Origin of the sequence: Micromonospora sp. NPDC048930 (assembly GCF_043197935.1) — a bacterium.
Classification (GTDB): Bacteria; Actinomycetota; Actinomycetes; order Mycobacteriales; family Micromonosporaceae; genus Micromonospora.
The window spans coordinates 67354-91503 of sequence record NZ_JBICUB010000023.1; the positions used below are offsets into that span (position 1 = coordinate 67354).

The window sequence follows — 24150 nt, forward strand, 5'->3', positions numbered from 1 at the left end:
ACAACGCGGCAACCCATCGTCGGCTGCGACTCTTGCCGCGACCACCAGCGACGGTGCTCGCAGCGGGGGCGTCGTAGAGCGGTCCCGGTCAGTCGTATCGAGCGAGGAAGGAGGCAGAGATGAAGATCATCGTCCGCGCGGTTGAATCGGTGAAGACCACCCAGTGGCCCGACTCCTGACAACGCCAGATGGGTGGCCGCCGACAGCCGACGGCGGCCACCCACTGTTCCAGCGCAACGGGACCAAGGGGGACTGCGATGCGTATCGGCCTGAAGGACTGCGAGTGGGAGCGCGCCGGCAACGATCTCATCCTGGTGTGCGATCCCAGCCGCTCAGTGAAACTGGACGACCCGGACGGCCAGGTGGAAACCCTGCTGACCGCCCTACGCAACCATCCTGGAACGCTCACCGAGCTGCGCGCGGCCCTCGCCGCCGACGGGCTTGAGGTGAGCGTCGACGAACTGACGGGCGCGCTGAACGCACTCGACCAGCTCCGGTTGGTGCGGGATCTGGAGCGGTTCGCCGACCGCGCACAGGCCGGCCGGGACTTCAGCAACCTCGCATTCTTCGAGCTGTATGCATCGCTGGAGAACAGCGAGAGCGACATGCAGCAGGGGGTGCGGAACGCACACGTCCTGCAACTCGGCACCGGTGGGCTCGGCTCCAACGTCCTGCAGAACCTGGCCGGACTCGGCGTCGGCCGACTCACTCTGGTGGACAACGACGAGGTGGAGCCAAGGAACCTCGCCAGGCAGTTCCTGTACCGGGAAGCAGACCTGGGCACCTCCAAGGTTCACCGCGCGGCCGAATGGGTGCGCGCCTTCCACTCCGACATCACGGTCGACGCGGTACGTCGCTGGATCGGCGGACCCGGCGATATCGTGGATCTGCTGCCCGGCGTCGACCTGGTGGTCTCCGGTGTCGACCAGGGCGAACGCATCGACAACTGGGTCAACGAGGTCTGCGTGCGCGCCGGTGTGCCGTGGGTGCGCGGAGGCATGATCGGCTCCCAGCTGATCTACTTCTCCGTCGATCCGGGCCGCAGCGCCTGCTACGAATGCCGCATCCACGCCTACGGAGACGGAAAGGGCGTTCAGGCGTCCGTACTGGCGCCTACCGCCGTGACCGCACAGCAGCTCAGTGCCCGCATCCCGCGCGTCAACCGGGCCAACGGACCGTCGGCCGCGTTGATCGGGTCGCTCGTGGCCTTCGAGGCGCTGCGCTACCTCACCGGCTACGAACCGCCGTACGCGGCCGGTGCCGAGGTGCTCGTGGACCTATCTGGCGGCTGCCACCAGCGCCGGGAACCGTGGCCCCGCAACGCCGACTGCGCTCTGTGCACTGGGGCCCGCGCCCGGACAGCCCTCACGCCGGCATGACCAAGCCGACGACCCCCCAAACCCTGCCGGCGGAGCCGCCCGCAACCGTCGTGCGGCTCCGTCCACTGTCGGTCATCGAGGAGGGTGATGATGTCCTCATCGGCGACCCGGAGCGGGGCAGCTACATCGCGGTGCCCGCCGTCGGTGGCGTCGTGGTCCGGGCATTGCTGGACGGTGCCACCGTCGAGGAGGCCGGGGCACGTGCCGCGACGCTCGCTGGCGAGCCGGTGGACATGGCCGACTTCATCGCCGTGCTCACCGAGCTGGGATTCGTCGACACCGACGACCCGGCGGTGCCGGCGCCAACCGCCGCAATGCAGCAACGCGCCTGGACCACCGGGCCACCGGCGGCAGTAGTCCGGCCACTGTTCTCCCCCGTGGCATGGTGTGTCTACACCGCCGCCGCCGTCTGGGTCATCGCTTGCCTCGTGCTGCGCCCGGACCTGTGGCCACGCCCGACCGATCTTCTGATCACCGGTGACATCGGCACCAGCCTGCTGATCATGCTGCCGGTCACGTACGTCCTGGTGGGCGTACACGAGATGTGGCACTGGCTCGCCGCGCGGGCGCTGGACCTGCGCACGCGGTTCGGTATCGACCGGCGGCTGTTCTTCCTCGTCTTCGAGACCGACCTGTCGCAGCTGTGGAGCGTCCCGCGCCGCAAGCGGTACGGACCTCAGCTCGCCGGGATCGCGATCGACATGGTCGTGCTCGCGGCGCTGCTGGCCGGCCAGATTGCCTTCGGGCCGGTACGCCCGCTCCCGGCGCTGGTGTTTGTGCTGGTCGCCAGCACGCTGTGGCAGTGCATGGTGTTCCTGCGCACCGACCTGTACGCCGTCCTGGTCACCGCGACCGGCTGCCGCGACCTGTGGCGGGTCAAGTCGCTGCTGCTGCGGCGGGCCTTCGGCCGCCTCAACGAGCGGCAGTGCGCCGAACTGGAGCAGGCCGATCCCCGTGATATTCATGTCGGCAACTGGTTCCGCTGGCTCTGGCTGACGGGGTGCCTGGTCGCCGCAGGTTACTTCGTCCTTTTCTACCTGCCACTGCTGTTGTACGTCGGCCGGCGGGCGAACGACGAGTTGGCGGCGGGGGCCGGCACCGCCCGGTTCTGGTGGGGCCTGCTCACCGCGGTCATGGTCTACACGCCGGTCCTTGCGACGCTGGTGATCGCGTTCAAGACGGTACGACAGCGCGCTCCCGGCGCCGGCGATGCGGCTGCCTCCGCACAGGAGCCCCGGCAACCGAGGGGCGCCGGGTCGGCGTCGCCGTAGCCGAGCAGGTTGAGCGGGGCTCGTCCGTCTGCGCCATCGGTAGGGCCTGAGTCGAAATCGACCCGTGCGCTCGACATCTCCTCCAGCGAGTTCCTGACAGGCGACCCCACTCAGACCACAGACTGGCATGGCTTCCAGAGGTACCGGGACCAGATTCTCCGCGGGAACTGACTCCGCGAGTCCCATGCGCGTTATCTTCCGCGAGCGGGTCCGACCGCCAGACCCGCCCGCTGGTCAGGCGGGGCGGGTGCCCGGGCGGGGCGAGCGTGACGGGAGCGCGTCACCGCCGGTGGGGCGGCAGCGTTGCGCGCGCTGATCGACGCGGGACTGAACCAGGGCGCCACCACGGTAGTGCTCGCCGACACCACCGGCTGCCTGACCCCCTGGCAGACTGATGACCTGGTTGCCCACGTCCGCGGGTGGATCCCGGGAGAGACAACGGTGGAACCAGTCAACCCGTCGCAAGGTTCAGGTACAGCAGGAACGGCGCGCGTAGTGGCCGTCTGCCGCGATCGCCGGCATCACCGTGATGAACGTCTTTTTCGCTGCCATCGTGGTCATGCTCGGCCGATGACGGGCAGCCGCAGGCGCGGGCCAGCCGGGACAGGTGGGGGAGGTTGATCAGCAACGCGACGCCGACGGCGGCGAACACCAGGGTGGCCAGCCACTGCTGGGCGACGCCGCCGAGCAGCCGGGAGCCCGGCGGTACGCGGCTCAGCAGTTGTCCGACGGCGGCTGCGTACGACAGCCAGACGCCCCGCAGTGGCTGGTGGGCGAGGCGGCGCAGCCGGTGAGGTGTCGGGGTGCCCGGCTCAGGTGTGAGCAGACTCGGGGGCCAGGTGCTCGGCGAGCACCGCGAGGTGCGTCCTGCGCGCCTCGGTGTGGACGTGCCGCCCGGCTTCGGTGACCGTGACGAAGACGCCGCGGCGGTCGGCCTCGCACAGCGCCCGCACGACCAAGCCGCTCTTCTCGAGGCGGGCGACCGTGCGGGACAGCGCGCTCTGGCTGAGGTACATATCGGCATCAAGATCTTGCATGCGGCGCTTGTCACAGTCGACCGAGATCAGCCGGTCGAGCGTCTCGAATTCGCTCATGGTGAGTCCGTGCCCGTCCTGCAGTGCGCGCTCCAGGTGGCAGGCGACCTCGTTGTAGCAGGTCAGCAGCGTACGCCACCGTTCAACGAGGCGGGTCTCGGACGTCATGCCGGGCATCCTACTCGGTAGGCGATCCTCATGCACCTGCATTAGATGCGTCAGAACTTAGTGCGTCGACATTTAATGCACACGCATCTAGTGTTCCCCGACGTGACTATCACCGAAACCTCCCCCGCAGTCGGCACGACTGCGGCGGTCCCCACGACCGCACCGGCCGCACAACGCTGGACCCCTCGGCTCTGGGGAGTTCTGGCGGTGTTGTGCACCGTGCTCTTCCTTGACGGGCTCGACGTCTCGATGGTCGGCGTGGCCCTGCCGTCCATCGGTACCGAGCTGGGCATGACGACCACCTCGCTGCAGTGGGTCGTCAACGGGTACATCCTCGGCTACGGCGGGCTGCTCCTGCTCGGTGGCCGTACCGCGGACCTGCTCGGGCGGCGCCGCGTGTTTCTGACCGCACTCGCCGTCTTCGCCGTCGCCTCGCTGGTCGGCGGACTCGTCGATGACGGCACGCTCCTGATCGGCACCCGGTTCGTCAAGGGCCTGGCGGCCGCGTTCACCGCACCGACCGCGATGTCGATCCTGACCACCACGTTCCAGGCGGGCCCCGCCCGGAACCGAGCACTGTCGATCTTCACCGTTTTCGGCGCCAGCGGGTACTCCTCCGGGCTTATCCTCGGCGGCCTGCTCACCGGTATCGGCTGGCGGTGGACGTTCCTGATCCCCGCGCCGCTCGCGGTCGCAGCCCTGCTCGCCGGCTTGGCGCTGATCCCGCGGGACAGGGCGGCCGCTGAGGGAGGCCATGACCTCATCGGCGCGGTGACCCTCACCGCCGGCATGCTGCTTGCCGTGTACACGGTGGTCTCGGCGCCCGACCGGGGCTGGCTCGACCCGGTCACCATCGGCTCGATCGTCGCCGCCGCCGCACTGCTCGCCGGCTTCGTCGTCACCGAGAACAAGGTGCGGCACCCGCTGATCCGGCTCGGCATCCTGAAGGTCGGCTCGATCGTCCGGGCCAACCTGAGCGTGATCGCGCTGTTCGGCTCATACCTGAGCTTCCAGTTCATGATGACGATCTACCTGCAGGACGTACTGGCGTGGTCGCCGCTGCGGATGGCCCTGGCCCTGCTACCCGCCGGGCTCCTGGTCGCGTTCAGCTCGCCGTTCATGGGCCGACTCATCGACCGGTACGGCACGCAGCGGCTCATCGTCACGGCCATGACCTCGCTGAGCGTCGGGTACGTCTGGTTCCTGGCGACTGCCGGCAACACGCCGCACTACCTGGTGACGGTCCTGCCCACCATGCTGCTGCTCGGCGGCGGGTTCGCGTTCGGGTTCAGCTCGATCATGGCGCAGGCCACCGACGGAATCGACGACTCCGAGCAAGGGCTAGCCTCCGGCCTGGTGCAGACCTCCGGCCAGGTCGGCGCCGCGCTGGTGCTCGCCGCGGTGACCGCGCTCTTGGCGGCGAACGCACCGGGTGCCGACCAGGAGGCCGACTTCGGCCAGTTCCACCCAGGCATCAACCTCGTCACCGGCGTCGCGCTCGTCGGGCTGCTGCTCAACCTGGCCCCGCTGCTCACCCGCAGCCGCGGCCGCCACGCCTGAGCGAGCGGTACGTTGGTGCCTCCGGCTCGCCGGAGGCACCAACGTACGCCAGGGGCGGCGGATGCACCCGCCAGCCCGATGCCCGAACCGGCGGCGACGTCCGGATGCTGATCGTCATGCCGGCCTTCGGTGCCGCACCGCCCGTCATGCCGCGAGGGTAGACCGAAGGTGCCGCCGGCGGCCGAAGGCGGCGATGCCACATCGAGCGATCGCTCAGCGGCGCGACAAGGTGGCGTTCGCGGCGCGGTCGGCGGCAGATGCGTGCGCTCGTCGTACAGGACGTCGCGCGGCGCGGGTGCCAGTTCAGGGAAGGTCGGGATCTGGGTGCTCGGCCACGAAACGCTCGCCCGTTTCGTCGTCGACCAGCGCGTTGTCGATCAGCCATGCAACAGCCCGCCGCTTTGCGCGCGCGTCGCGGAAGGCGTACCAGGCTGGCAGTAGGTGTGGATACTCCTCGTGCAACTCGTTCTTGAACCGCCGGAAGGCGCCCTTGCCCTGGATCGCTCGCGCGAGTCTGCGGCCGGCCGCCGCGTCACTGATCCTCTCGGCGAAGTCGGCCATGTCCTGGTACCAGACGTAGGACGGCAGCGGATCAATACCGACCAGGTCGAGGTCGTCAAGGTCGATGGGCGTGTGTCCGTCGATGCCGCCGTCCGTCGTCCAGAACACGATCTCGCCGGTCTGCGGGTTGATCAGCCAGCGGTGCTCGTAGTCGGTCTGGTCCTCGAGCGCGGTGGCGATCTCCTCCAGGTCTAGCCTGCCCAGGTCAAGCATCCGGCCACCATAAACCCGCTCCTGTCGGCGCTTCGACCCGCGGCCAGCGGCAGATGAGTGAGGCGCTGTTGTCACCTTGCCGGCAGCGGGTGGACGGGATCGGACATGTCCGCCGGGTATAGCTCTCTGTTGGACTTCATTTCTGGGGTTTGCAGGACGTGGAGTGTGCCGGCCGGGACTGGTGGGTGCCTGTCCCGGCCGGCCTTCGACTCAGGTCACATGCTCAGGAGTGGTTGCCAGCCGTCGCGGTAGCGCACGCCGCGAGGTTGCAGTCGGATCTGGTCGTGCGCTGTTCTGGGGACCGGCTCGGTTCGTATTGCTTGGGGCCGGTCCACCACGACGCAGACGTTCTCGCCGGGCCACCACCAGCCGCAGGAGCGGGCCAGGCTGGCCCAGACGTTGAGGTGTTCGGTGTCGTCTGGCCCGTAACGGGCAAGGCCGAGTTGATGCAGCATGTCGTAGTAGGTGATCCATGACGCGTCCTGCTGCCCGTACCAGCACACCGGCACCGGAGCGTTGCTGGCCAGCGCCGCGCGCACGGGTAGGTAATACCCGTGCGCGAGGCTCCGGTGCAGTGCCGTGCGTACGCCTTGGTGCAGCACTACAGCGAGCGGAACGCCGCTGTCGAGCGCGTGTAGCGGCGCCAGTTTGGGCCGCCGTCCTCGCCGGCGTCATCGCCGTGTCCACCGTGCCCGGCGCGCAGCCCGACGACCACCGGGCCGTTCCCACGGGTACGCCGAACGCCGGAGCCGCCATCGTCTACTCGCCCGTGGCGATGAAGGCCGCCGAGGAGAACCCGCGACTGCTCATCGACCAGCCTGGCTGGCGGGTGGACGGCGTCTTCGGGTTCGCCAAGCAGCAGGGGACCATCGCGTTCCGCAACGGCGGTCGGAAGTTGGACGTGAAGATGAGCTGGTACCCAGCCGGCTGGTACGACAGCTACCACGCCGACCGGCTCAAGGTCAGCGCCCCAAAGCCGGTGACAGTGGACGGCTGGCCGGGTGAGCTGTTCCGCTACAGCGACCACGACTTCGCGGTCATGCTCCGCCCCCGCGACGGTGTCTTCGTCGAACTCTATGCCGGAGGCGGCTGGACCCGCACTGAGTTCGATCGGTTTCTCACGCATGTCGTGCGCGTCGACGTGCGCACCTGGCTGGCCGCGCTCCCGCCGGAGATCGTCACGCCGGAGCGGGTGGACGCCCAGGCGGCCAAGGTGCTCGCCGACGTGCCGCTGCCGCCGAACTTCGACGTCGCCGCGCTGAACGACGTCGGCACCAACGATTCCTACCAGTTCGGCGCGCAGGTGACGTCCCGGGTGGGCTGCGCCTGGATCGCCGAGTGGCTGCGCGCGGAGCGGGCCGGCGACGACGCGGCACGCCGGCGGGCCGCCGGCGCGCTGCGCAGCAGCCACAACTGGCAGGTGCTGCACCAGATGAAGAGCAGAGGAGCGTGGCCGGAGGAGTTCTGGAGGGTCGCCGACAAGGTGGCCGCCGGACATCCACCGGCCGATTACGCCGGAGCGCTGGGCTGCGCCTGACGGTCGTGACATACCGCGGGCGGCATCCAGGCCGCCGCCCCTGCAGTGTTCGTCAGGCGACCGGAGTCCCGGTCACGGTGAAGAGACGGGTACGCCCGATGTTGTCGAACGATCCCCGAAGCCCACCCGGGTTCCAGCACACAGACACATCCACGTCTCGCCGGACGAGGCCATCGACTACAGCAGCTCGTAACGCATGGGGCTGACTGTCCGGGCGGGCCGGGTCTTCCGAAACCCCGGCCCGCCCCGACAGCAGCCATACCCGCGCCTTCGCCGCCGTGTGAGATCAGCCAGCGGCCGGTGCAGACCGTCACGCGCAGGTGGGGACCAGCCCGCCTCAGTGGGCGGCTGCCCCTACCGGCCTCGACCTGTCGCGCAATGCCGAGCGGAGGGTCTTCCAGGCCATCGCCACCCTGGACCGCATCACGGGTGACCTCCTTCAGCGCCCGTTGAAAAACCAGATCAGCCGGTGTTGGCAGTGGTGAGGCGGAGTCCGCCGGTGTGCTGGTAGCGGGCCAGGCGTCGGGTCATGACGATGACCATGGCCCACTGGAGCATCGCGGGCTGGTGCTCGGGATTACGTTCGTAGTCACGGGTGGTACGGCGGCAGCGGGTGATCCACGACAGTGTCCTCCCCACTACCCATCTGCGTGCAGGATCTGGAACCCGAGCCCTCGGGCCCGCGCGATTTGATGGAGATCTCTTGGGGGAGTGGGGTTGACGCGGTGGCGACTACGAAGCGTCGTCGACAGCTGTCACCGCCCACCCGCGGTGCGGCGCCGATCCCGCCGTGACGTGGGGGAGCCGTACGCCACCAGCGCGTCCGCCAGTTCCCGGGCCTGATCCTTGCCCGGTACGGCGAACTCGTCGTCGCCGGCCAGTCAGCCGCCTGCCCGTCTCCCTCGGATCGCCCGGCGAGCCTGCCAAACGGAGTGCCGGCCGGGGACAGGCGGGACCTCGGTGAGGCGGCGCGGGCCGCCACGATGACGCACCATGTGAGGGCCGGGTCGCGGAAACCAATCCCGTGGGCAACCTTCCGGTCTGTCGGTCGGGTAGTAACCGGCGACCCACAATGAAGGAGAGCCGGTGGCATCCAGCGACACGTTCGCGGAGTTTGTGACGGCACGTTCAGCTCGTCTTCTGCGTACCGCCTATCTGCTTACCCTTCGACAGCAAGATGATCACGGAAAGCGGGACCTCACATGACGTTTCCTCACTGGGCAACCAGGCGCACCAGCCGGGCCCCGCTAACTTCGTTGAGCGGAGATTGCCGGTGGCTCACCACTCAAGATTTCCTCAAGTAAATCGGTAGGGATGGTCCGCGTCTCCCGGTTGATCGAGGATGTAACCGCGCCAACCTGCCCGCGCATTTTCCACATCGGAGGGATTTTGCTGTGAAACTCTCGCGAATCTGGCCCGGCCCGGGCCGGGCCCTCCGGGCCAGCCTGATTGCCCTCGTAACCACGGTCACCGCCGTGTTCGCCGTGTCCTCGCCGAGCATGGCCGGCGGCGAGGACTTCTACTTCGACTGCTCCAATTCCTGGGCGTCCTGCCAGACCGGCGTTCTGGTCTCCGCGCCGGGCGGCCTGCCCTGCGGGACCGCATCAACGATCTACCACTCCACCGGCGTCTGCATCCGTTACGACGGCGACTACGTCTACGTCCGGGACGGCCAGGCGGACGGCTACGCGGCGATGGCGTTCATCAGTTCCTCAGGTAGCTCCATCACGTACCGAATTTGCCGCAACAACCAGGGATACGGCACCTGGGTCCGGTGCAATTTCGACTGGAGCGAGAGCGAGACGAAGTACGTCGACGGCGGCTACAAGAAAGACTACTACGACGGGTACGGCCAGTTCCTGTGGTCGTTCTCCGGCAACTGACGACGACGCTCCTCAGCCATAGATGATCGACTGGTCACCGCCCTGTGCGACGCGGCACAGGGCGGCGACCCTGCCGGGCGCCAGCTAACGTTGCCGGCCTCGGGGTCGCGGCCGCCGGTCGGACGCCGACGCGGTCGAGGGCATCGTCAGCCATGCCCCTGGCTCTTCCACTCTGATCAAGTTGCACCAGACAACAGGAATGATCAGGTCACTGAGAGCCACGGGGACCCCATCCCGGGGTCCACCGCGTGACAGCCGTAGGACTGGCTGACCCCGGCTAACCGGCGCCCGGCCGAAAAGATCGTGGTCCTGCCCGACGCCGCCCTCGAACACCCTCCACCAGCACATCAGTGATCCCGACCCGACGTGCAACGGATCGCCGATACGGAACTTGCCCGGCCGACCGATACCGCCGCAGGTTGATCCTCAGTGCAGATGGAGCGGACTATCATGTGCGGTGCGCCTACCGCATTGACGCCGGATACGTGCGGGCCCTCGCCGGGAACATCGTGCCGGAGGAAGACGTCGACCAGGTGGAGGCGATCCTGTAGGACGGGGAAACGCCTCGCGCGGAACACCGGCCGGCGGTACGAGATGGCAGCGGTCATGCGCTTCCAGGTGACGGCTCGGAAGCACCACCGGCGTCGCGAGGGTCATCTCGCCCGACGCCAGTCGCAGCAGCGTGAAACGGCATCATCGCGTCCCCCCGGTTCGGGGTCGCCCACGGCTATCCTGATCATTCCGTCGACATGATCAGGAGGCATCTCCGGAGTGGGCATCATTCAGCGAAGTGTGACCCTCGCGCTCAGCACGACGGCCGCCCTGGTGGCGTCGGCCGTCCTGAGCAGCCCCGCCATGGCGGCGTCCACGCCCTACGAGGCCTGCGGGGGAGGCAGTAACCGCGTCATCGACAGCCACTCCTACGGCTCCAGCGCGGTCACCTACCTGTTCTACGACGGCAGCACCAACTGCGTCGTGACCTGGAAGACCGGAGCGGCGGGCAACAGCGCGTGGGTACGAGCGGTCGTGCAGGCGTACGGCTCGCCCGGGAAGGTCGACTCTGGCTACTTTCACTACTACGCCGGCCCGGTCAAGGTCTATGCACCGGGTAAGTGCATCATGTGGGGCGGCTCCTACGACAGCCAGTGGTACGAGAGCCCGTTCGAGCACTGCGGCTGACCCTGGACGACGCGCAGAGGCCCGGGCGGAATGCCCGGGCCTCTGCCCGTGTCCGTCGTCGAGCGTCACCCGCTGAGGAACTCGCTCGGGAGAGCGGCGGTGGCCCGCCGGTGGGACCGGCGGGCCACTCCTCAGCTCCTACTGGGCGTCACTTGCAGTCACCGTTGAAACACCAGCTCTTCCAGCCCTGGGTCATGCTGATGCCCGCTCCCTTCACGTAGCCGTTCTCGGATCCCAGCGGTCCGCCGGCCGGGTTGGTGCCCACCGTGAAGTCCATGTCCTTCCAGTCCGGGTGGCCGTCGGGTTTGATGCCGACGCCGACGCCCCACCGGCCGAGCGAGCCGGACACTGATCTCTTCTGCCGGCCGCTCGACTTGAGCGCCACCCCGATGGTCGGGAAGCTGAACCCCTGCTTGGGCATGGTGAGGGAGGTCCCCGTGTTTAGGCTCAGCTTGCCGTTCTGCACCTTGGCCTTGAAGCACCATCTGCTGACGCAGAACGATTCGCTGATGAAGATGCGTTTCGCCAGCAGGCCTTGGATGGTCTGGCCGGTGCCCGGCATCGGGTCCTTGCCGCACTTGTCCATGTTGTAGCCTCGGGACTCGCCCAGGCAGTGGTTCCAGGCGTCCTTCTTCTTCTTGAGGGCGGCCAGCTTCGCCTTGGCGGCCTGCTCGGCGCGCCGCTTCGCCGCCGCGTACTCCCGGGCCTGCTTCCGGGCCTCGGCCGCCTCCCTGGCGAAGTTGCAGCCGTCGCAGTAGTGCTTCTCCGCCGCCTTCTGTTTGTACCGCTGGTAGTCGCAGCCGTCGCAGTAGTGGTGCGCCGCCGGGCTCGACGCCTTCTTGTGCTTCTTCTTCCCCCCGTGCGATTTCTTCTTCGACTTCGGCGGGTTGTCGTAGCCGCCGCAGCCGTCGCAGTAGTGACCCCCCGGCAGCTTCCGCCACTCGCCATCCGCGTCGTTCATCGTCACCGGCGTGTTGTTGGCGTACGCGTAGGCGTTCATCTGCTGCGGGTCGTTCGGGTCGATGATCGGGTCGACCGACAGGAACCGCCCGGTGTCCGGGTCGTACTCCCGGGCTCCCAACTGGGTGAGGCCGATAGACGAGTCCACGTTGCCGCCGACGTAGCCCTTGGCCGTCGGCCAGGCCGGGTTGCCGCCGCGCAGCTCACCGAAGGGCAGGTAGCGGCGCTGCGTGACGGCCAGGTCGTCGGCGTCGACGGACAACTGCGCCGTGCCCATCCGGTCGGCCGCCTCGAACGTCAGCCCGCCGGCGGACGTGCGCACCGCGGTGACCGTGCCCAGGGGGTAGTACCTCGTCGCAGCGAGGGCGCTGGTGGCCTTGATGAGCTTGACCTCCGCCTGCCCCAGATAGAGGGTCACCGCGTCGGGATCCCGCTGGATCAGCCGGTTACCGTCGGCGTCGTACAGGAACTCGGTGGTCTTGCCGCCCTCCACCACCTTGCTCAGGTTGCCCTCGGCGTCCCAGGTGAGGCCCTGCGTCGAGCCGGCCACGGTACGGCCGGTGGTGTTGCCGACGGCGTCGTAGCTGAAGCTGTTCGTGGCGCCGGCGGTGGTGACTGAGGAGAGCGCGTGCGGGCGGCTCGTCCCGGCCGCCGGGTAGGTCGAGGAACTGGTGGTGCCCGCCCCGGTGGTGGTGTCGTAGTTCGTCTCGGACAGCCGATTTCCGGTCTTGTCGTACGTCCACGACTGCCAGTACGGCGCGGCACCGCCCAGCACGGCCGCGCTCGGCGAGGTCGCGCAGCTGTCGGTGGCCGTCCACGCCGACGTGAGCCGGCGCAGGTAGTCGTAGGTGAAGCACTGGGTGTCCGGGGTGCCGCCGACGGGGGTGTCGGCGATCCGGGTGACGTTGCCCGCCGCGTCGTAGGTGTAGTTGACGTCTGACAGGTGCGTCGGCGACACGCTGCGGTCGACGACGGCGCGGGTGAGCCGCCGCGTCGAGTCCTCGTAGAAGAAGGTCTGCGCGAGCTGCTTGCCGCTCACCGACTGCAGCGTGTACTGCAACGGCTCGTCGTACACCGAGTAGGTGGCGGCGGTGAGCAGCGTGGACAGGCCGGTCTGCGCGGTGGTGAGCCGCCCGTCGGAGTCGTAGCCGTACCGCAGGGTCTCCGCGGTCATCCCGGCCACGGCCGGATAGCTCACCAGCTGGGTCCGGCCGGTGCTGGTGTAACCCGTGTTGAACCGGTAGCTGCCCGCGAGGCTGCCCTCGGCGGCCGGGATCGTCACCGTGGTTCCCAGCGGGCGGTACCGGGTGTCGTAGTTGGTGACCGCGGAGGTGTACGCGGCGCCGTCGACGTAGCGGGTCGACGAGGTCGGCTGCCCCTTCGCGAGGGTGTCGTACGTCCAGGCGGCCAGCTGGGTGCCGGACGTCGACCCGCTGTACTCGGCCGTCTTGCGGCCCAGCGCGTCATAGGTGTACGCGAGGGTCGTGCCGCGGGCATCCGTCGTGGTCAGAACCTGGTCGGCGTTGTCGTAGGTGTAGGTCGTGGTGCCCTTGTCCGGGTCCACGTCGGTGACCTGCCGGCCGCGCAGGTCGTAGCCGTACCTCCAGATGTTGCCCGCGGCGTCGGTCACGCTCGCCAGGGCGCCGTCGTGCGTGTACGTGTACTTCGTCGCGTCGTAGCTGCCGGTGGGCGTACCCGACGTGTACTGGCGCAGCTCGGTGGTGTCACCGTCGGCGTTGGTGATGGTGGTCGTGGCGGTGCCGCCGGCCGGGGGCGTGACGCTCGTGCGGTCCCCGCCGTAGCTGGTGGTGGTGCGCCACTTCTCGGTCCCGTAGGACAGGAAGATGCTGTTCGTCTCCCGCTCGTCCCCGTCGTAGACGGTGACCGTCTGGCCGGGGACGGTGTTGTCGGCAACCGTCAGCAGTGTGGTGCCCGCGGCGCCGCTGTTCCAGTACGCCCCGTTCTCCTTCACCACCAGTCCGCGGGAGTCGTAGAACCGGTCGGTGACGATCCGCCCGCCGCCCGGCGCCGGGCTCTGGGTCTGCCGCTGGCGCAACTGCCCGTCGAGGAACGTGTAGTCCGCGTCGTAGGCGCCGTCGTCGCGGATGGCCTCGGTCGTGACGACGTTCGGCGCGCTCGTCTGCACGAGGTAGGTGAACTTGAGGTTTGCCGTCTCCCCGCCGGCCTTCGAGCGGTCCGACAGCCACACCGCGGCCAGCCGCCCCAGCGGGTCGTAGGTGAGGTCGGTGCGCCGGTTGTTCGGGTCGACGACGGCGGTCTCGCTGCCCCAGGCCGGCTCGAAGGTCGTCGTGGTCACGTGTCCCATCGCGTTGGTGACCGTGCTGGCCGTGACCGGGCCGCCCGACGCCGGGGTGAAGGCGGTCGTCGTCTTGGCGTCGAGGGCATCGTACTTGGCCACCACGCGGCCGTAGCTGTCGTAGGTGGACCGGCTGGACTGGACGTACACCGGTGCGCCGCCGGAGTAGGACGCCAGCTCCTGCTCCAGGGTCTCGTCGCCCCGCGTCGGCGCCGTCGGGAAGGTGGTGGCGCCGTCGTAGAAGGTCCGCACGTCGGAGATCACGTCGGCCGGATAGCTCGGGGTGGCGCCGCACGCCACGGACAGCCGTTGCTGCCGGACCACGTAGTTGGTCAACCAGGACGCCGTGTTGCGGGCGTAGGTGATGCGGTTGCACTCCTCGTCGCCGCTGACCGCCGTGTCACCCAGATCGTTGACCTGCACCGGCAGCCCGTAGGCGTCGTAGTCGGTCTGCACCTCCGTCCGCCGCCAGCCGCCCGCCGCGAGCGCCAGCCGGCTGCGCTTGCCGGCCACCCCGACGAGGTACGCCTTCGTGCCGCCGTGGGTCGACGTCGGCGACGAGATCCACGGGTCGGAGATCTCCCCGTCCAGGACGCTACCGCCGACCCCGCTGTAGCTGATCTCCTCCCGGACGAACCCGGCCAGCGCCGGGTTGTCGGTGACCGCGGTGCCCTCCGAGTCGGTGACCGACGCGCTGCGCGTCCCGCTTGTCAGGCTGTCCCCGTTCATGCCCCTGAAGTACAGCGTCTCGGTCTGCGAGGGGGTCTGGTCGGCCGCGCCGTGCGTCACTCGCACCCGGCCGTACCCCCGCCAGTCGCTCCAGGTTCGGTACTTGGCCGGGGTCAGCTCGTTGTCGTCGTGGTGCCAGGCCGCCCCGCCGAGGTACTCGTAGTCGGTCTCCTCGGTCTCGGCCAGCCCGGACTGGTCGTTCTCCAGCACCTGGATCGGCACGTACTTGTGGAACCAGTCCAGCTGCGGGGTGATCGCCCCCTCCGGCACCCAGTACGCCGGGAAGCAGCGCCGGGTGTTCGAGTCCGGGGTCGGCGGGGCCGCCCGCGTGCAGTCCTTGGCCGAGTAGTTGACCCGGGTGTGCCCGCCGGCCTCGTCGTAGATGTCGGTGACCCGCCACTTGTACATCGGCGGGATGCCTTCCAACGCGTCCACCCGGTTCTCCAGCTGGGTGCCCTCGAACGTGACCGACGGCAGCGCCTTCGTGCCGCCGACCAGGCCGGTCCGGGTGATCGAGGCCAGCCACAGCGCCGGCGAGGTGCCGTCGCCGGGGTCGCGGAACTGGTAGCCCAGCGCCCAGCGGTCGACGTCCTTGTAGGTGGTGCCGGAGACCAGCACCCGGGTGGTGACGCTCGCCAGCCGCTTGCGTGACCAGAAGGTCGGCGCGTACAGGTTCGTGCAGGTCGCTCCGGAGGCGCACGCCTGGTCGTACGGGGTGTCCGGCCAGTTCTTCGCGGTGTCCTTGGTGATCGCCTCCGTGCCGCAGGTGGCGCCGGTCGCACACCGCTCCTCGACCGCGAGGTCCACCCGCATCGGTGCCGCCGCCGAGTACATCGTGGTCGCGCGCTGCCCGTAGTCGATCCGGCTCAGGTAGCCGCCGCGGATGTACGCGGTTCCGGCCGACGCGGTCAGGTTACGGCCGTAGTAGTTGGTCTCGGTGGTGTAGAAGTACGACATCGCGTTCCCGTCCGGGTCCACGACGTAGTCCAGGTTCCAGCGGTACGCCTGAGTGCAGTACGACGTCGCGAAGGTGGAGCCGTGGCAGGGCTCACCCGAGTCGTTGCCGAACACCGGTGCGGTCCACGTCGAGTTTGTCACCTCGTTGCCGCTCGCCCAGCCCGGAAGGTGGTGCAGGCCGTAGTAGTACTGCGTCCCGTCGGGCGCGGTGACCCGCCAGTACTCGCCGTCGTTGTCGCCGTTGGCGGCCCCGGTCAGGTGCTCGATGCGGGATCCGTCGTCCTGCTTCTTGCGCCAGATGCCGGTGCTGTCGTCCTTGACCAGCTCGACGGTGTCGCCCCCGGCGGTCAGGAAGGCGTTGTCCGTCTCCCAGCACATGTCGTACGGCTTCGGCGTGGTCGTCACGTCGTCGGAGCACGACTTGTACCGCCGCTCGATGGCGCCCTCGCCCAGATCCCAGCCCTCGCCGACCCAGGACGACTGGTTGTTGGTCGACGCGGTGCGTCCGTCCACGCTGCCGGAGGAGTAGCGCAGCTCCAGGTCCGGCTCGGGGCCGCCCAGCGACGGCGGCGCGTCCATCGGGTACGTCCAGGCGAAGTTGCCCGACGAGCCGCCCGCCTCCCACGACGACGAGGCGGACAGCGACGTCGCCTTGTAGTCGCCGGCGCTACCGGCGGGCGCCGCGGTCGCCGCCAACGTGGTCACCGCGCCGGCGGTGAGCGCGACGTCGGCGGTCAGGGTGCCCCGCGCCGGGGCATTGTCGGTCTCGACCGGCGTGCCGGCCTGGCACCGGGCCAGGGCCGGGGTGGTCAGCGCGCACCCAGGCAGCCGGACCAGCCGCAGCCGGGACCCCCAGTCGCCGCCGTACGCGTTGCGGAACGACGAGTAGTCGACGGAGAGCCTCGCCTGCCCGGTGGTGTCCCCGCGCACCTGGAAGAGCAGGCCGTCGACGCCGGCCCGGTCGGTGGCCGCCCGGTCGAGCACCTCGACCCGGACCGTCCCGACCGCCGCGTTCGCGGTGGCCGGCCTGCTCACCCAGACCGGCAGGGTGCCGGCCCGGGCGCGGGTCGCGCCGAGGGTGGCGTCCGCGGCGCCCGCGGCCGGCCAGGCCACCTTCGCCGGGGTACGCAGCACCGACTTGTCCAGGGCGGCGATGCGCGCCTTCGGCGTGAAGTTCCGGCCCGGCACGGACCGTTCGGTCTGGGCGGCGGTCTTCCAGGTCAGCGGTGCGGCCTGCGCCGGCCGGGCCGGCAGGTCCTGGCCGACGACCGCCACGGACACGGTCAGCAGTCCGGCCAGCAGGAGCCGGCCCACGGTTCGATCCTTGCGCATGATCGGTCCCCCGTTCATTCCGCGGTGGCGTTGTAGATGTCGAAGACGGCCTGGTCGCTGAGGGCGCCGGAGTAGACCCGGACGTCGTCGATGGCGCCGGTGAGGTACTGCGAGAACGTCACGTTCGACGCCTGGCCACGGCCGATTAGCAGAGCCCCGGCGGCGTTCCACGCGCTGGCATGGCTCGTCTGGTCGACCGCCTGCCCGTCCACGTACAGCCGCAGGCTGTGCTCCTGGGCGTCGTAGACCGCGGCGAGGTGGGTCCACACCCCGGCCGTCGGCACGTCGAACAGGTCGGTCGCCTCGCGTAGCGACGACCCGGACACATCCGTGGCCGAGGTACGCACGGACCAGAGGTATGCCGAGTAGTCGTCGCTCCACGCCCAGCCGAGGTTGAACGCGCCGACGGCGGTGCCGAGCTGGCTGACCGCGATGCCGTTCTTGGTCAACGCGGACGGCTGCACCCAGGCGCTCACCGAGAAGCTGCCGTCGGTGCGCACTGCCGGCCCGGACGTGGTGAGCACGCCGGTCGTGCCGTTCACCGCAACCGCGTTGCCGCTGACCCCGGCGACCCGGCTGACGCCCGTGGACGACCAGGTGGCCGGGTGGGCGCCGGTGGCGTCCGCGGCGACGGTACCCGAGGTCTCGTCCATCTTCCACCGGCCGGCCAGCCGCGGGACCTGCTGCAGCTCGCCGGGCAGCAGCACCCGGTCGTACGCCTGGACGGCGTCGATGCGGCCGGGCCAGTACTCGCCGAAGACGCTGGCCACCCGCGACCGCCCGATCTGGAAGACGCCGGTGGCCGCCCACGGGCTGGTGAAGGCGGTGGTCGCCTCCAGCACGCCGTTCACGTACAGCCGGATCTGCCCCGCCGGGGCGTCGTACACGCCGGCCAGGTGCACCCAGGTGTTGGTCACCGGCGTGGTGGTCGAGATGGCCCGCACGAACGTCGTCGTGTCCGCGTCCACCGTCGTCCGGTTGAAGATCCACTTCTTGTACGAGCTGGAGTAGTAGAGCGTGAGCCCGCTGGCGTGGTCGCCGATCTGGGTCAGCGCCACGGTGTTGTGCGAAAGGTCCGTCAGATACACCCAGGCGCTCACCGAGAACGACTTCATGGTGTCCAGCACCGGGCCGGCCGTGGCCGCGTACCCGCTGGTGCCGTCCAGGCTGAGGCCCCCGCCGTCGTAGCCGTCGTTCCAGGTCGCGCCGCCACCCAGCGCGGCGTCGCGGGCGTTGGTCGAGGAGTCCACGGCCGCGGCGTCCTCACCGGTCTCGTTCAGCTGCCAGTCGCCTACCGGGCCGGGCGGGGACCCGGCGTAGAACACCATCGTCGCCACCTCCGACCTGTTGCCGGCGGCGTCCACCGCGCGTACCTGAAGCCAGTTCACGAAGCGGTCCGGGGTGACGGCGAAGGTCACCGCTCCGCCGGCCGCCGCCGGGGTGGCCGTCTTGTTCAGCGCGGTCGCGGCGCCATTGAGCGCGTACTCGTACTTGGCGACGTCCGCTCCGCCGTTGGCGCCGACGGTCACCGACGAGGCCACGCCCATCACGGCATCACCCTCGACGTTGTCCGGGAACGCGCTGGAGGTGACGGTCGGGATCGGCGGCCGGGTGGTGTCGATCTGGAACTCGCACCAGGAGCTCCACCCGCTGACGTCCGTGCCGTCCTCGGACCGCACCCGCCACTTGCCGATCTGCCCGTTGGTGAACGCACCGGACGGGATCGTCTTCGCCACGACGGTCGGCTTCGAGCCGGCCACCGAGGAGGAGGTGTACTCGCCGACCGGCGCCGTGCCGGTCGACAGCCACCACTGGAAGTGCGCCATCACCGCGTTGTCGGCGTCGCTGACCGAGGCCCGCAGGGTCGGTGTGGGGGTGCCGATGACCAGCCGGCCGGTGCCGGTGGTGCAGGTGGTCGAGCCGTCGGTGCTGAGGTTGGTTGGCGCGCCCGGCACGGTGTTGTAGACGATGGTGATCGACGGGTTGTTCTTGAACCGCTTCCAGGACAGCGTGTCGTAGTTGGTCTCGGCGGTCGACGACGCCCGCAGGCCCTCGGTGATCGTGGTCGATCCCGCCGCGGCCGCCTTGACCACGTGCGGGGTCACGGTGAACTCCACGCCCCCGGCCGGGCAGCTCGACGAGTATCCCTTCGCGAAGCTCTTGGCGGTCAGCTTGGTGATCCAGCTCGGCTGCTTGCTCCACGTCGTGGACGAGGAGATGCCGCCGGTCTCCCAGACCTGGACCTCCCGCGCGGTGCACGACCGGGACCAGACCTCCTGCGTCTGCAGCGTGGCCTGCAGGATGTGCTTGCCCTTCACCCCTGAGGTGTCGAACCGGAAGAACGACCGGGTCTTCTTGCCGTCGGTCGCGTCGTAGCCGACGCGGGCCTCGTCCTCGGCGTCGTTCGCACCGTTCCAGAACGAGGTGGTGGACAGGTTGCTCCACACCTGCGTCCAGGCCAGCCGCGACCCGGACCAGGACGGGTCGATGTAGACCGGGTAGCGGGTCGCCGGGCTGGTCAGCAACTGGCGGTCGGGTTCGAGCGCGAGCGCCCCCGGCGTGACCCGTACGCCCATCCGCCGCACCGTGCCCCCCGGCACCGAGGAGGACCCTTGTCCGGTGGAGTCCCACATGTACGGCGCGGGCGCCTCGAACACCGCGTTGCCGGCGGAGTCGGCGGCGGCCAGGCTGCCGTCCCCGCGCATCGTCATCCTGACGCCCTTGACGGCGGTGGCCAGGCGCAGCGAGCCGAGGGCCGAGTTGGCCGCGGCGGCCGCCGACTTGACGACGAGCACCTCGGAGAAGCCCTCGGCGCTGGCCCGGACCATCAGGTCGACGCCCGGCAACACCTCGGCGTAGGTGGCGGTGTCGCCGGCGAGTGTCGGCGCCGGCAAGGTCCCGGGCCAGGTCAGCGACAGCTCGGCGCCGTGGCGGCGCATCCGGGCCAGCGGCGCCGTTCCGCCGCCGGAGAAGGACATGTCGAGCACGGCCGCGGCCGGAGCGACGCCGCCGTCGGAGGTGCGCCGCAGCGTGGTGTCCACCGGCACCCAGCCCGTCCCGCGGCGCACCCGCACCGCCTGGATGCTCTGGGTCAGCGTGAACGTGCCATCCGGGTTGGCGACCACCTGCTGGTGCTCGTCGCGCAGCGCGGTCGCCTCGACCGGCTTACCTGTGGTGACCGCCCTGGCCCGGGCCGCCTGTTCGCTCAGGGTCGCGGCCGGCGCCGCCCCCGCGATTTCGGGCGCCGCCAGGGGCGCGATCAGAGTGGCGGACAGCGCCGTCACCACGGCTAGGATCGAAGGGACAGCAGGCATCGTGCCTCCCCAAGCGGGTTTCCGGCACACGAGCCCTCGTGTGCACAGATCTGCTGAACTGGACGTCGGGATGATGCGGGCGATCAGCGCCCGTGTGGCGCCAATCATCAGCGCGCCGTCCGGGAATCCATCTAGCGGCAGCGATTTCTTGAGGGAATTTTGTGTACCGGCGGCCGTCGCCGTGGCGGATTCGCGCCGCGTCGCCACCGCCCGGGGCCGGCCCCACGCGGTGCCCGACCACAGCTGACGCTGGCGTGCCGATCCGGTCGACGGGGGCCGGGGGCATCGGCCGGTGGCGGTGCCGAGGTCGGTTCGCTCGGCAAGCCCGGCGGGGACGCCGGCTCGATCACCGCGCCGGCGTCGGTACCCGGCGGCGGCTTCAGGAGCGCCGTCGTCGCGCTGCGCGGCGACGTCGGACGACCGGCCGGGATCGCCCGTCCGGTGGACGCCGGCGTCACGCCAAAAGGGGAGCAGAGGTGTCCCGAAGGGCGGCGGCGATGTCGCCGAGGGCCATCACCAGGTCTCTGATTTCTGCTCGGCTCATCCGGGTGGGCTGTTGCACGCGTTCTCGTCAAGATCTGCTTCCGCGTGTGGGCGTTCGGCCCGGGTTTGAGCGATCCACCTGGTGACTACCGGAGGGTCGGCGTCGGCGTCGAGGGCCCCTCGTAGCGTTCTAGCGTGCGTCGCCGAGGCTACGGATCAGATGGCTGTTTGCCAGCCGACGTGCGGATGCATCTCGGGAAGCCAAGCGAGATTGATGCCCTTGCGCTCCGCTGCATTCCACGGTTGACGAGCATCGCGATCCAGCGCCCGGCGGCGCGCGTACGGCGCGCAGCCAACGACCACGGCGGCCCGTACGACCAAGCCGACCGTGCCGTGAGGCGTCGAGTACCAGATCAAGCCATCCGTGCCGGGCATGGTCTGATCAGCCATGTCTTAGAGGTCCTAACAAAATGATCTAGGGGCTTGTCCGGTGTAGACGATGATCTACAGTGTTCGGCCGTGAGGCGTGGTGAGCAGCCGCCGTGGATCCTGTCGGACGGGCTGTGGCAGCGCATCGAACCGTTGCTGCCCAAGCCTGAGCGCAATCCCCGGCACCCGGGACGGAAGCGGATCCCGGATCGGCAGGTGCTGTGCGGGATCTTGTTCGTGCTGCACACCGGCATCCAGTGGGAGTTCCTGCCCCAGGAACTGGGGTTCGGCTCCGGGATGACCTGCTGGCGACGTCTGGAGGAATGGAACCGAGCCGGGGTCTGGCAGCGGCTGCACGAGTTGCTGCTGGCAGAGCTCCAGGCGGCCGGGAAGCTGGACTGGTCCCGCGCCGTGATCGACTCCGCGCATGTACGGGCCGCCCGACGTGGCCCAAAAGTGGGCCGAGCCCGGTCGACCGCGCCCGCCCGGGCTCGAAGCACCACGTCCTAACCGAGGGCGCCGGCATCCCCCTGGCCGTGTCGCTGACCGGCGGCAACCGCCACGACGTCACCGAACTGCTCCCGCTGATCGACAAGATCCCGCCGGTCCGCGGGAGGCGCGGCCGGCCCCGCCGGCGCCCTGACCAGCTGTTCGCCGACCGCGCCTACGACCACGACAAGTACCGCAAGGCGGTAGGCGGCAAGAGCATCCGCCCGCGGATCGCCCGCCGCGGCCAGCCCCACGGCTCCGGTCTCGGTGTGTTCCGGTGGGTGGTCGAGTGGACGATCGCCTGGTACCACGGCATGCGACGGCTACGCATCCGGTGGGAACGCCGTGATGACATACACGAAGCCTTCCTCGGCCTCGCCACCTGCATCATCACGTACCGACACGTCGCCCGACTTTGTTAGGACCTCTTAGGACCGAGGTCGGCGAACGGACGTTAACCTCCGTGCATGGGGATCATCGCCGTGCCGCGCCGACGGTGGGGCCTAGCCGTCGCGGCCTGTCTGCTCCTACTGCCCGCCCTGTCGGGCTGCTTCGATCAGGAGCGAGATGGCCCCATGCGACCGGGCAGGTTTCCAGCAACGACCACGTCCCCGCACGCGGCGGAGGGCACATTCGCGGACACCCCCGCGCCGACACCGACCCGGGCGACCGTGGTGTCTCCTTCCACCTCGGCCACCCCCATCGGGACGGCGGCACAACGGGTACCCGGGATCCGGTCACTGGTCGCGACCCCAAGCCGAGTGGATCCACTCTCCTGTACACCGCCGGACCCGCCCGAGCGGCCCGAGGTGATCGTCCGACTGGACGAGCCGGGTCTAGACCTCGCCGCCATTGTGGTAATGCTCAGCTTCGGGGTCTCTGCAACGGATTACCAGGGCGAGGTCCGGATGCGGTACGACCCGGACCGGAAGGTGTTTACCCACCGGTTGCCGCCCGTGACCAGGACGGCGGTCGGCGAGAGAGCGGATGGCATCTGGCTGTCGGCTCAGGCCGAGAACCCGTCGATCGGGCCGAATTGGGCGCCGCCCCCGACGAGAGGTTGGATCCCCTTCGCCAGCCGGTGCACCGTCATCCGCTGACGTCCGGGACGGCCCGCTCCCGAGCTGGCGGCCGAAGTAGCCAAGCTCGCTCAGCGATCAGGGCAGGCATCCGCTCGGCTGTTGCTCCTAATATGATCAGCGGCCGGTTGCATGGCCGGCGGGGACATCGGCGGGGGTGTGGCGTGGGCCGGCGATCACGTATCGGGTTGCACGACAACGGCGCGCTCGTCTGGACCTGGGGGCTGACGCTGATCGTGGCGAGCGTCGGACTGCTGCTGCTAGGCGTCGCGGCGGTCCTTTGGGCGGCCCGTACCCCGGCCGAGGCCGCCGCCGGAGACGCCGGATTCATATTCCCGGCGATGTTCGGTGCCGTCGCGCTGTTTGTGGCGGTGTCTGGACGAATCACCACAGCCAACGCCCTGCGCCATGCGCACTTGCGCCTGCCGCAGGTTCCCCACCAGCTTGGGGTCGCAGCCCGCGTCGGGAGGAAGCGGCGCTCGCTACGACGTCGCAGCGGCATTGCCTACCTGTATGCGGCGGTCACCGCTGGCGGACTTGCCGGCGCCGCTCTGGTGAACTGGGGTGAGCAGCCCCGCATTGGCAGCCTGCTTGAACTGGCGTTCGCCGCCAGCGGCGGTGCCGGCTGCTACCTGGCCGGACCGGCCGCCCGGTTCGTCGTCACACCGGAATATCTCCGGATCGAGACGGCGCTGCGCCGCATATCGATACCCCGACACCTGCTCGGCGAGTTCACCCGGTGCGGCGTGGAGGTCCGTCTCGAGCTGACTAACGCCGATCATGTCCAGTTCCGGGTCGACTCACCCCTATTGGACCCGGGCGGAACCAGGTACCGAACTAACGGCCGGACCCAGGCGCGCACGGTCGAACGGATCGTGGCCATGCTGCGTGACGTGCCGGCCGCCGCCAGCACCGATGGCCAGGTAATCACCGCCCCGCGGCGTGCCATGATCACCCTCGCAATCGTCGCCGGGCTGTTGCCCGTCACCGCGCTCGTCGCGATGGCGACCTTGGCGCGCGGCTAGAGCCCTCGGGCTATCCGAGGACAGACGTTGAAGCGGAACTTAGGCGTGCACGCCGGTCACGCGGAGACGGACCACTGGCGCTGGTCAGGGCCGCTTCTCGATTGCCGTTGACCCACCAGGGCATCGACGAGGCCTTCCCCGCCGACGGCTTCCATCGCCCCGCTCCGACGCGGGATCGGTCAGCACCAGAGGATCTGCCGCTGCGCTTGCCGACCGGGCTGCTGCCCGCCGCACCACCGGCTCCGAGGAAG

General features: G+C 69.5%; 16 protein-coding genes. 8 read left to right on the forward strand and 8 right to left on the reverse strand.

Annotated elements, in window-relative coordinates; translation table 11 throughout:
- Positions 1-257: 257 nt before the first annotated feature.
- Together ACGFI9_RS34510 and ACGFI9_RS34515 are read left to right on the forward strand one after the other, a co-directional pair.
- On the forward strand, positions 258-1379 hold the full coding sequence (locus tag ACGFI9_RS34510; protein WP_393184803.1) for a HesA/MoeB/ThiF family protein: 1122 nt from the start codon (positions 258-260) through the stop codon (positions 1377-1379).
- A complete protein-coding gene (locus ACGFI9_RS34515) occupies positions 1376-2650 on the forward strand; it encodes a hypothetical protein (RefSeq protein WP_393184804.1) in 1275 nt (424 codons plus the stop codon). Before ACGFI9_RS34510 ends, ACGFI9_RS34515 begins: the two co-directional genes overlap by 4 nt.
- Positions 2651-3101: 451 nt before the next feature.
- On the opposite strand, the gene ACGFI9_RS34520 is transcribed toward ACGFI9_RS34515, so the two are convergent.
- Both ACGFI9_RS34520 and ACGFI9_RS34525 read right to left on the reverse strand, forming a co-directional pair.
- Positions 3102-3302, reverse strand: a complete 201-nt coding sequence (locus ACGFI9_RS34520; protein WP_393184806.1) for a hypothetical protein — start codon at positions 3300-3302, stop codon at positions 3102-3104.
- Positions 3303-3462: 160 nt separating this feature from the next.
- Positions 3463-3852 (reverse strand): MarR family winged helix-turn-helix transcriptional regulator, encoded by a 390-nt coding sequence (locus ACGFI9_RS34525; protein WP_393184808.1) that lies wholly within the window; start codon positions 3850-3852, stop codon positions 3463-3465.
- A 102-nt stretch (positions 3853-3954) separates the two neighbouring features.
- On the opposite strand from ACGFI9_RS34525, the gene ACGFI9_RS34530 reads away from it, so the two are divergent.
- Positions 3955-5412, forward strand: a complete 1458-nt coding sequence (locus ACGFI9_RS34530; RefSeq protein WP_393184810.1) for an MFS transporter — start codon at positions 3955-3957, stop codon at positions 5410-5412.
- 303 nt (positions 5413-5715) lie between these two features.
- Here the strand turns inward: ACGFI9_RS34530 and ACGFI9_RS34535 are convergent, their stop codons facing one another.
- Positions 5716-6186, reverse strand: coding sequence for a UPF0158 family protein (locus tag ACGFI9_RS34535; protein ID WP_393184812.1), 471 nt, complete (start codon positions 6184-6186; stop codon positions 5716-5718).
- A gap of 215 nt (positions 6187-6401) precedes the next feature.
- Entirely contained in the window at positions 6402-6788 is a 387-nt protein-coding gene (locus ACGFI9_RS34540; RefSeq protein WP_393184814.1) for a DUF6745 domain-containing protein, read from the reverse strand.
- Between the two features lie 77 nt (positions 6789-6865).
- On the opposite strand from ACGFI9_RS34540, the gene ACGFI9_RS34545 reads away from it, so the two are divergent.
- A complete protein-coding gene (locus tag ACGFI9_RS34545) occupies positions 6866-7723 on the forward strand; it encodes a hypothetical protein (protein ID WP_393184816.1) in 858 nt (285 codons plus the stop codon).
- Positions 7724-8185: 462 nt separating this feature from the next.
- Here ACGFI9_RS34545 and ACGFI9_RS34550 read toward each other — a convergent pair whose 3' ends face one another.
- Entirely contained in the window at positions 8186-8362 is a 177-nt protein-coding gene (locus tag ACGFI9_RS34550) for a hypothetical protein (protein WP_393184817.1), read from the reverse strand.
- A 755-nt stretch (positions 8363-9117) separates the two neighbouring features.
- Here ACGFI9_RS34550 and ACGFI9_RS34555 point away from each other — a divergent pair.
- Positions 9118-9606, forward strand: a complete 489-nt coding sequence (locus ACGFI9_RS34555) for a hypothetical protein (protein ID WP_393184820.1) — start codon at positions 9118-9120, stop codon at positions 9604-9606.
- Between the two features lie 792 nt (positions 9607-10398).
- Complete coding sequence (locus ACGFI9_RS34560) at positions 10399-10785, forward strand: hypothetical protein (RefSeq protein ID WP_393184822.1); 387 nt, start codon at positions 10399-10401, stop codon at positions 10783-10785.
- 148 nt (positions 10786-10933) lie between these two features.
- On the opposite strand, the gene ACGFI9_RS34565 is transcribed toward ACGFI9_RS34560, so the two are convergent.
- From ACGFI9_RS34565 to ACGFI9_RS34575, 3 genes are all read right to left on the reverse strand, one after another.
- Positions 10934-17080 carry an RHS repeat-associated core domain-containing protein gene (locus ACGFI9_RS34565; RefSeq protein ID WP_393184824.1) on the reverse strand — a complete coding sequence of 2049 codons (6147 nt, stop codon included), beginning with the start codon at positions 17078-17080 and terminating at the stop codon, positions 10934-10936.
- Positions 17081-17094: 14 nt separating this feature from the next.
- Entirely contained in the window at positions 17095-20394 is a 3300-nt protein-coding gene (locus ACGFI9_RS34570; RefSeq protein ID WP_393184827.1) for a LamG-like jellyroll fold domain-containing protein, read from the reverse strand.
- Positions 20395-21093: 699 nt separating this feature from the next.
- Complete coding sequence (locus ACGFI9_RS34575; protein WP_393184829.1) at positions 21094-21327, reverse strand: hypothetical protein; 234 nt, start codon at positions 21325-21327, stop codon at positions 21094-21096.
- A 96-nt stretch (positions 21328-21423) separates the two neighbouring features.
- On the opposite strand from ACGFI9_RS34575, the gene ACGFI9_RS34580 reads away from it, so the two are divergent.
- Both ACGFI9_RS34580 and ACGFI9_RS34585 read left to right on the forward strand, forming a co-directional pair.
- A protein-coding gene (locus tag ACGFI9_RS34580; RefSeq protein ID WP_393184851.1) for an IS5 family transposase occupies positions 21424-22217 on the forward strand; the annotation gives its coding sequence in 2 pieces (ribosomal slippage) (positions 21424-21760 and positions 21760-22217; 795 coding nt in all).
- Between the two features lie 845 nt (positions 22218-23062).
- Positions 23063-23899 carry a hypothetical protein gene (locus ACGFI9_RS34585; RefSeq protein WP_393184831.1) on the forward strand — a complete coding sequence of 279 codons (837 nt, stop codon included), beginning with the start codon at positions 23063-23065 and terminating at the stop codon, positions 23897-23899.
- Positions 23900-24150: the final 251 nt, after the last annotated feature.

Coding starts and splice junctions, on each gene's coding strand:
- ACGFI9_RS34510 (WP_393184803.1), top strand. CDS start 258: ATGCGTATCGGCCTGAAGGACTGCGAGTGGGAGCGCGCCGGCAACGAT.
- ACGFI9_RS34515 (WP_393184804.1), top strand. CDS start 1,376: ATGACCAAGCCGACGACCCCCCAAACCCTGCCGGCGGAGCCGCCCGCA.
- ACGFI9_RS34525 (WP_393184808.1), bottom strand. CDS start 3,852: ATGACGTCCGAGACCCGCCTCGTTGAACGGTGGCGTACGCTGCTGACC.
- ACGFI9_RS34535 (WP_393184812.1), bottom strand. CDS start 6,186: ATGCTTGACCTGGGCAGGCTAGACCTGGAGGAGATCGCCACCGCGCTC.
- ACGFI9_RS34565 (WP_393184824.1), bottom strand. CDS start 17,080: ATGCGCAAGGATCGAACCGTGGGCCGGCTCCTGCTGGCCGGACTGCTG.
- ACGFI9_RS34570 (WP_393184827.1), bottom strand. CDS start 20,394: ATGCCTGCTGTCCCTTCGATCCTAGCCGTGGTGACGGCGCTGTCCGCC.
- ACGFI9_RS34575 (WP_393184829.1), bottom strand. CDS start 21,327: ATGGCTGATCAGACCATGCCCGGCACGGATGGCTTGATCTGGTACTCG.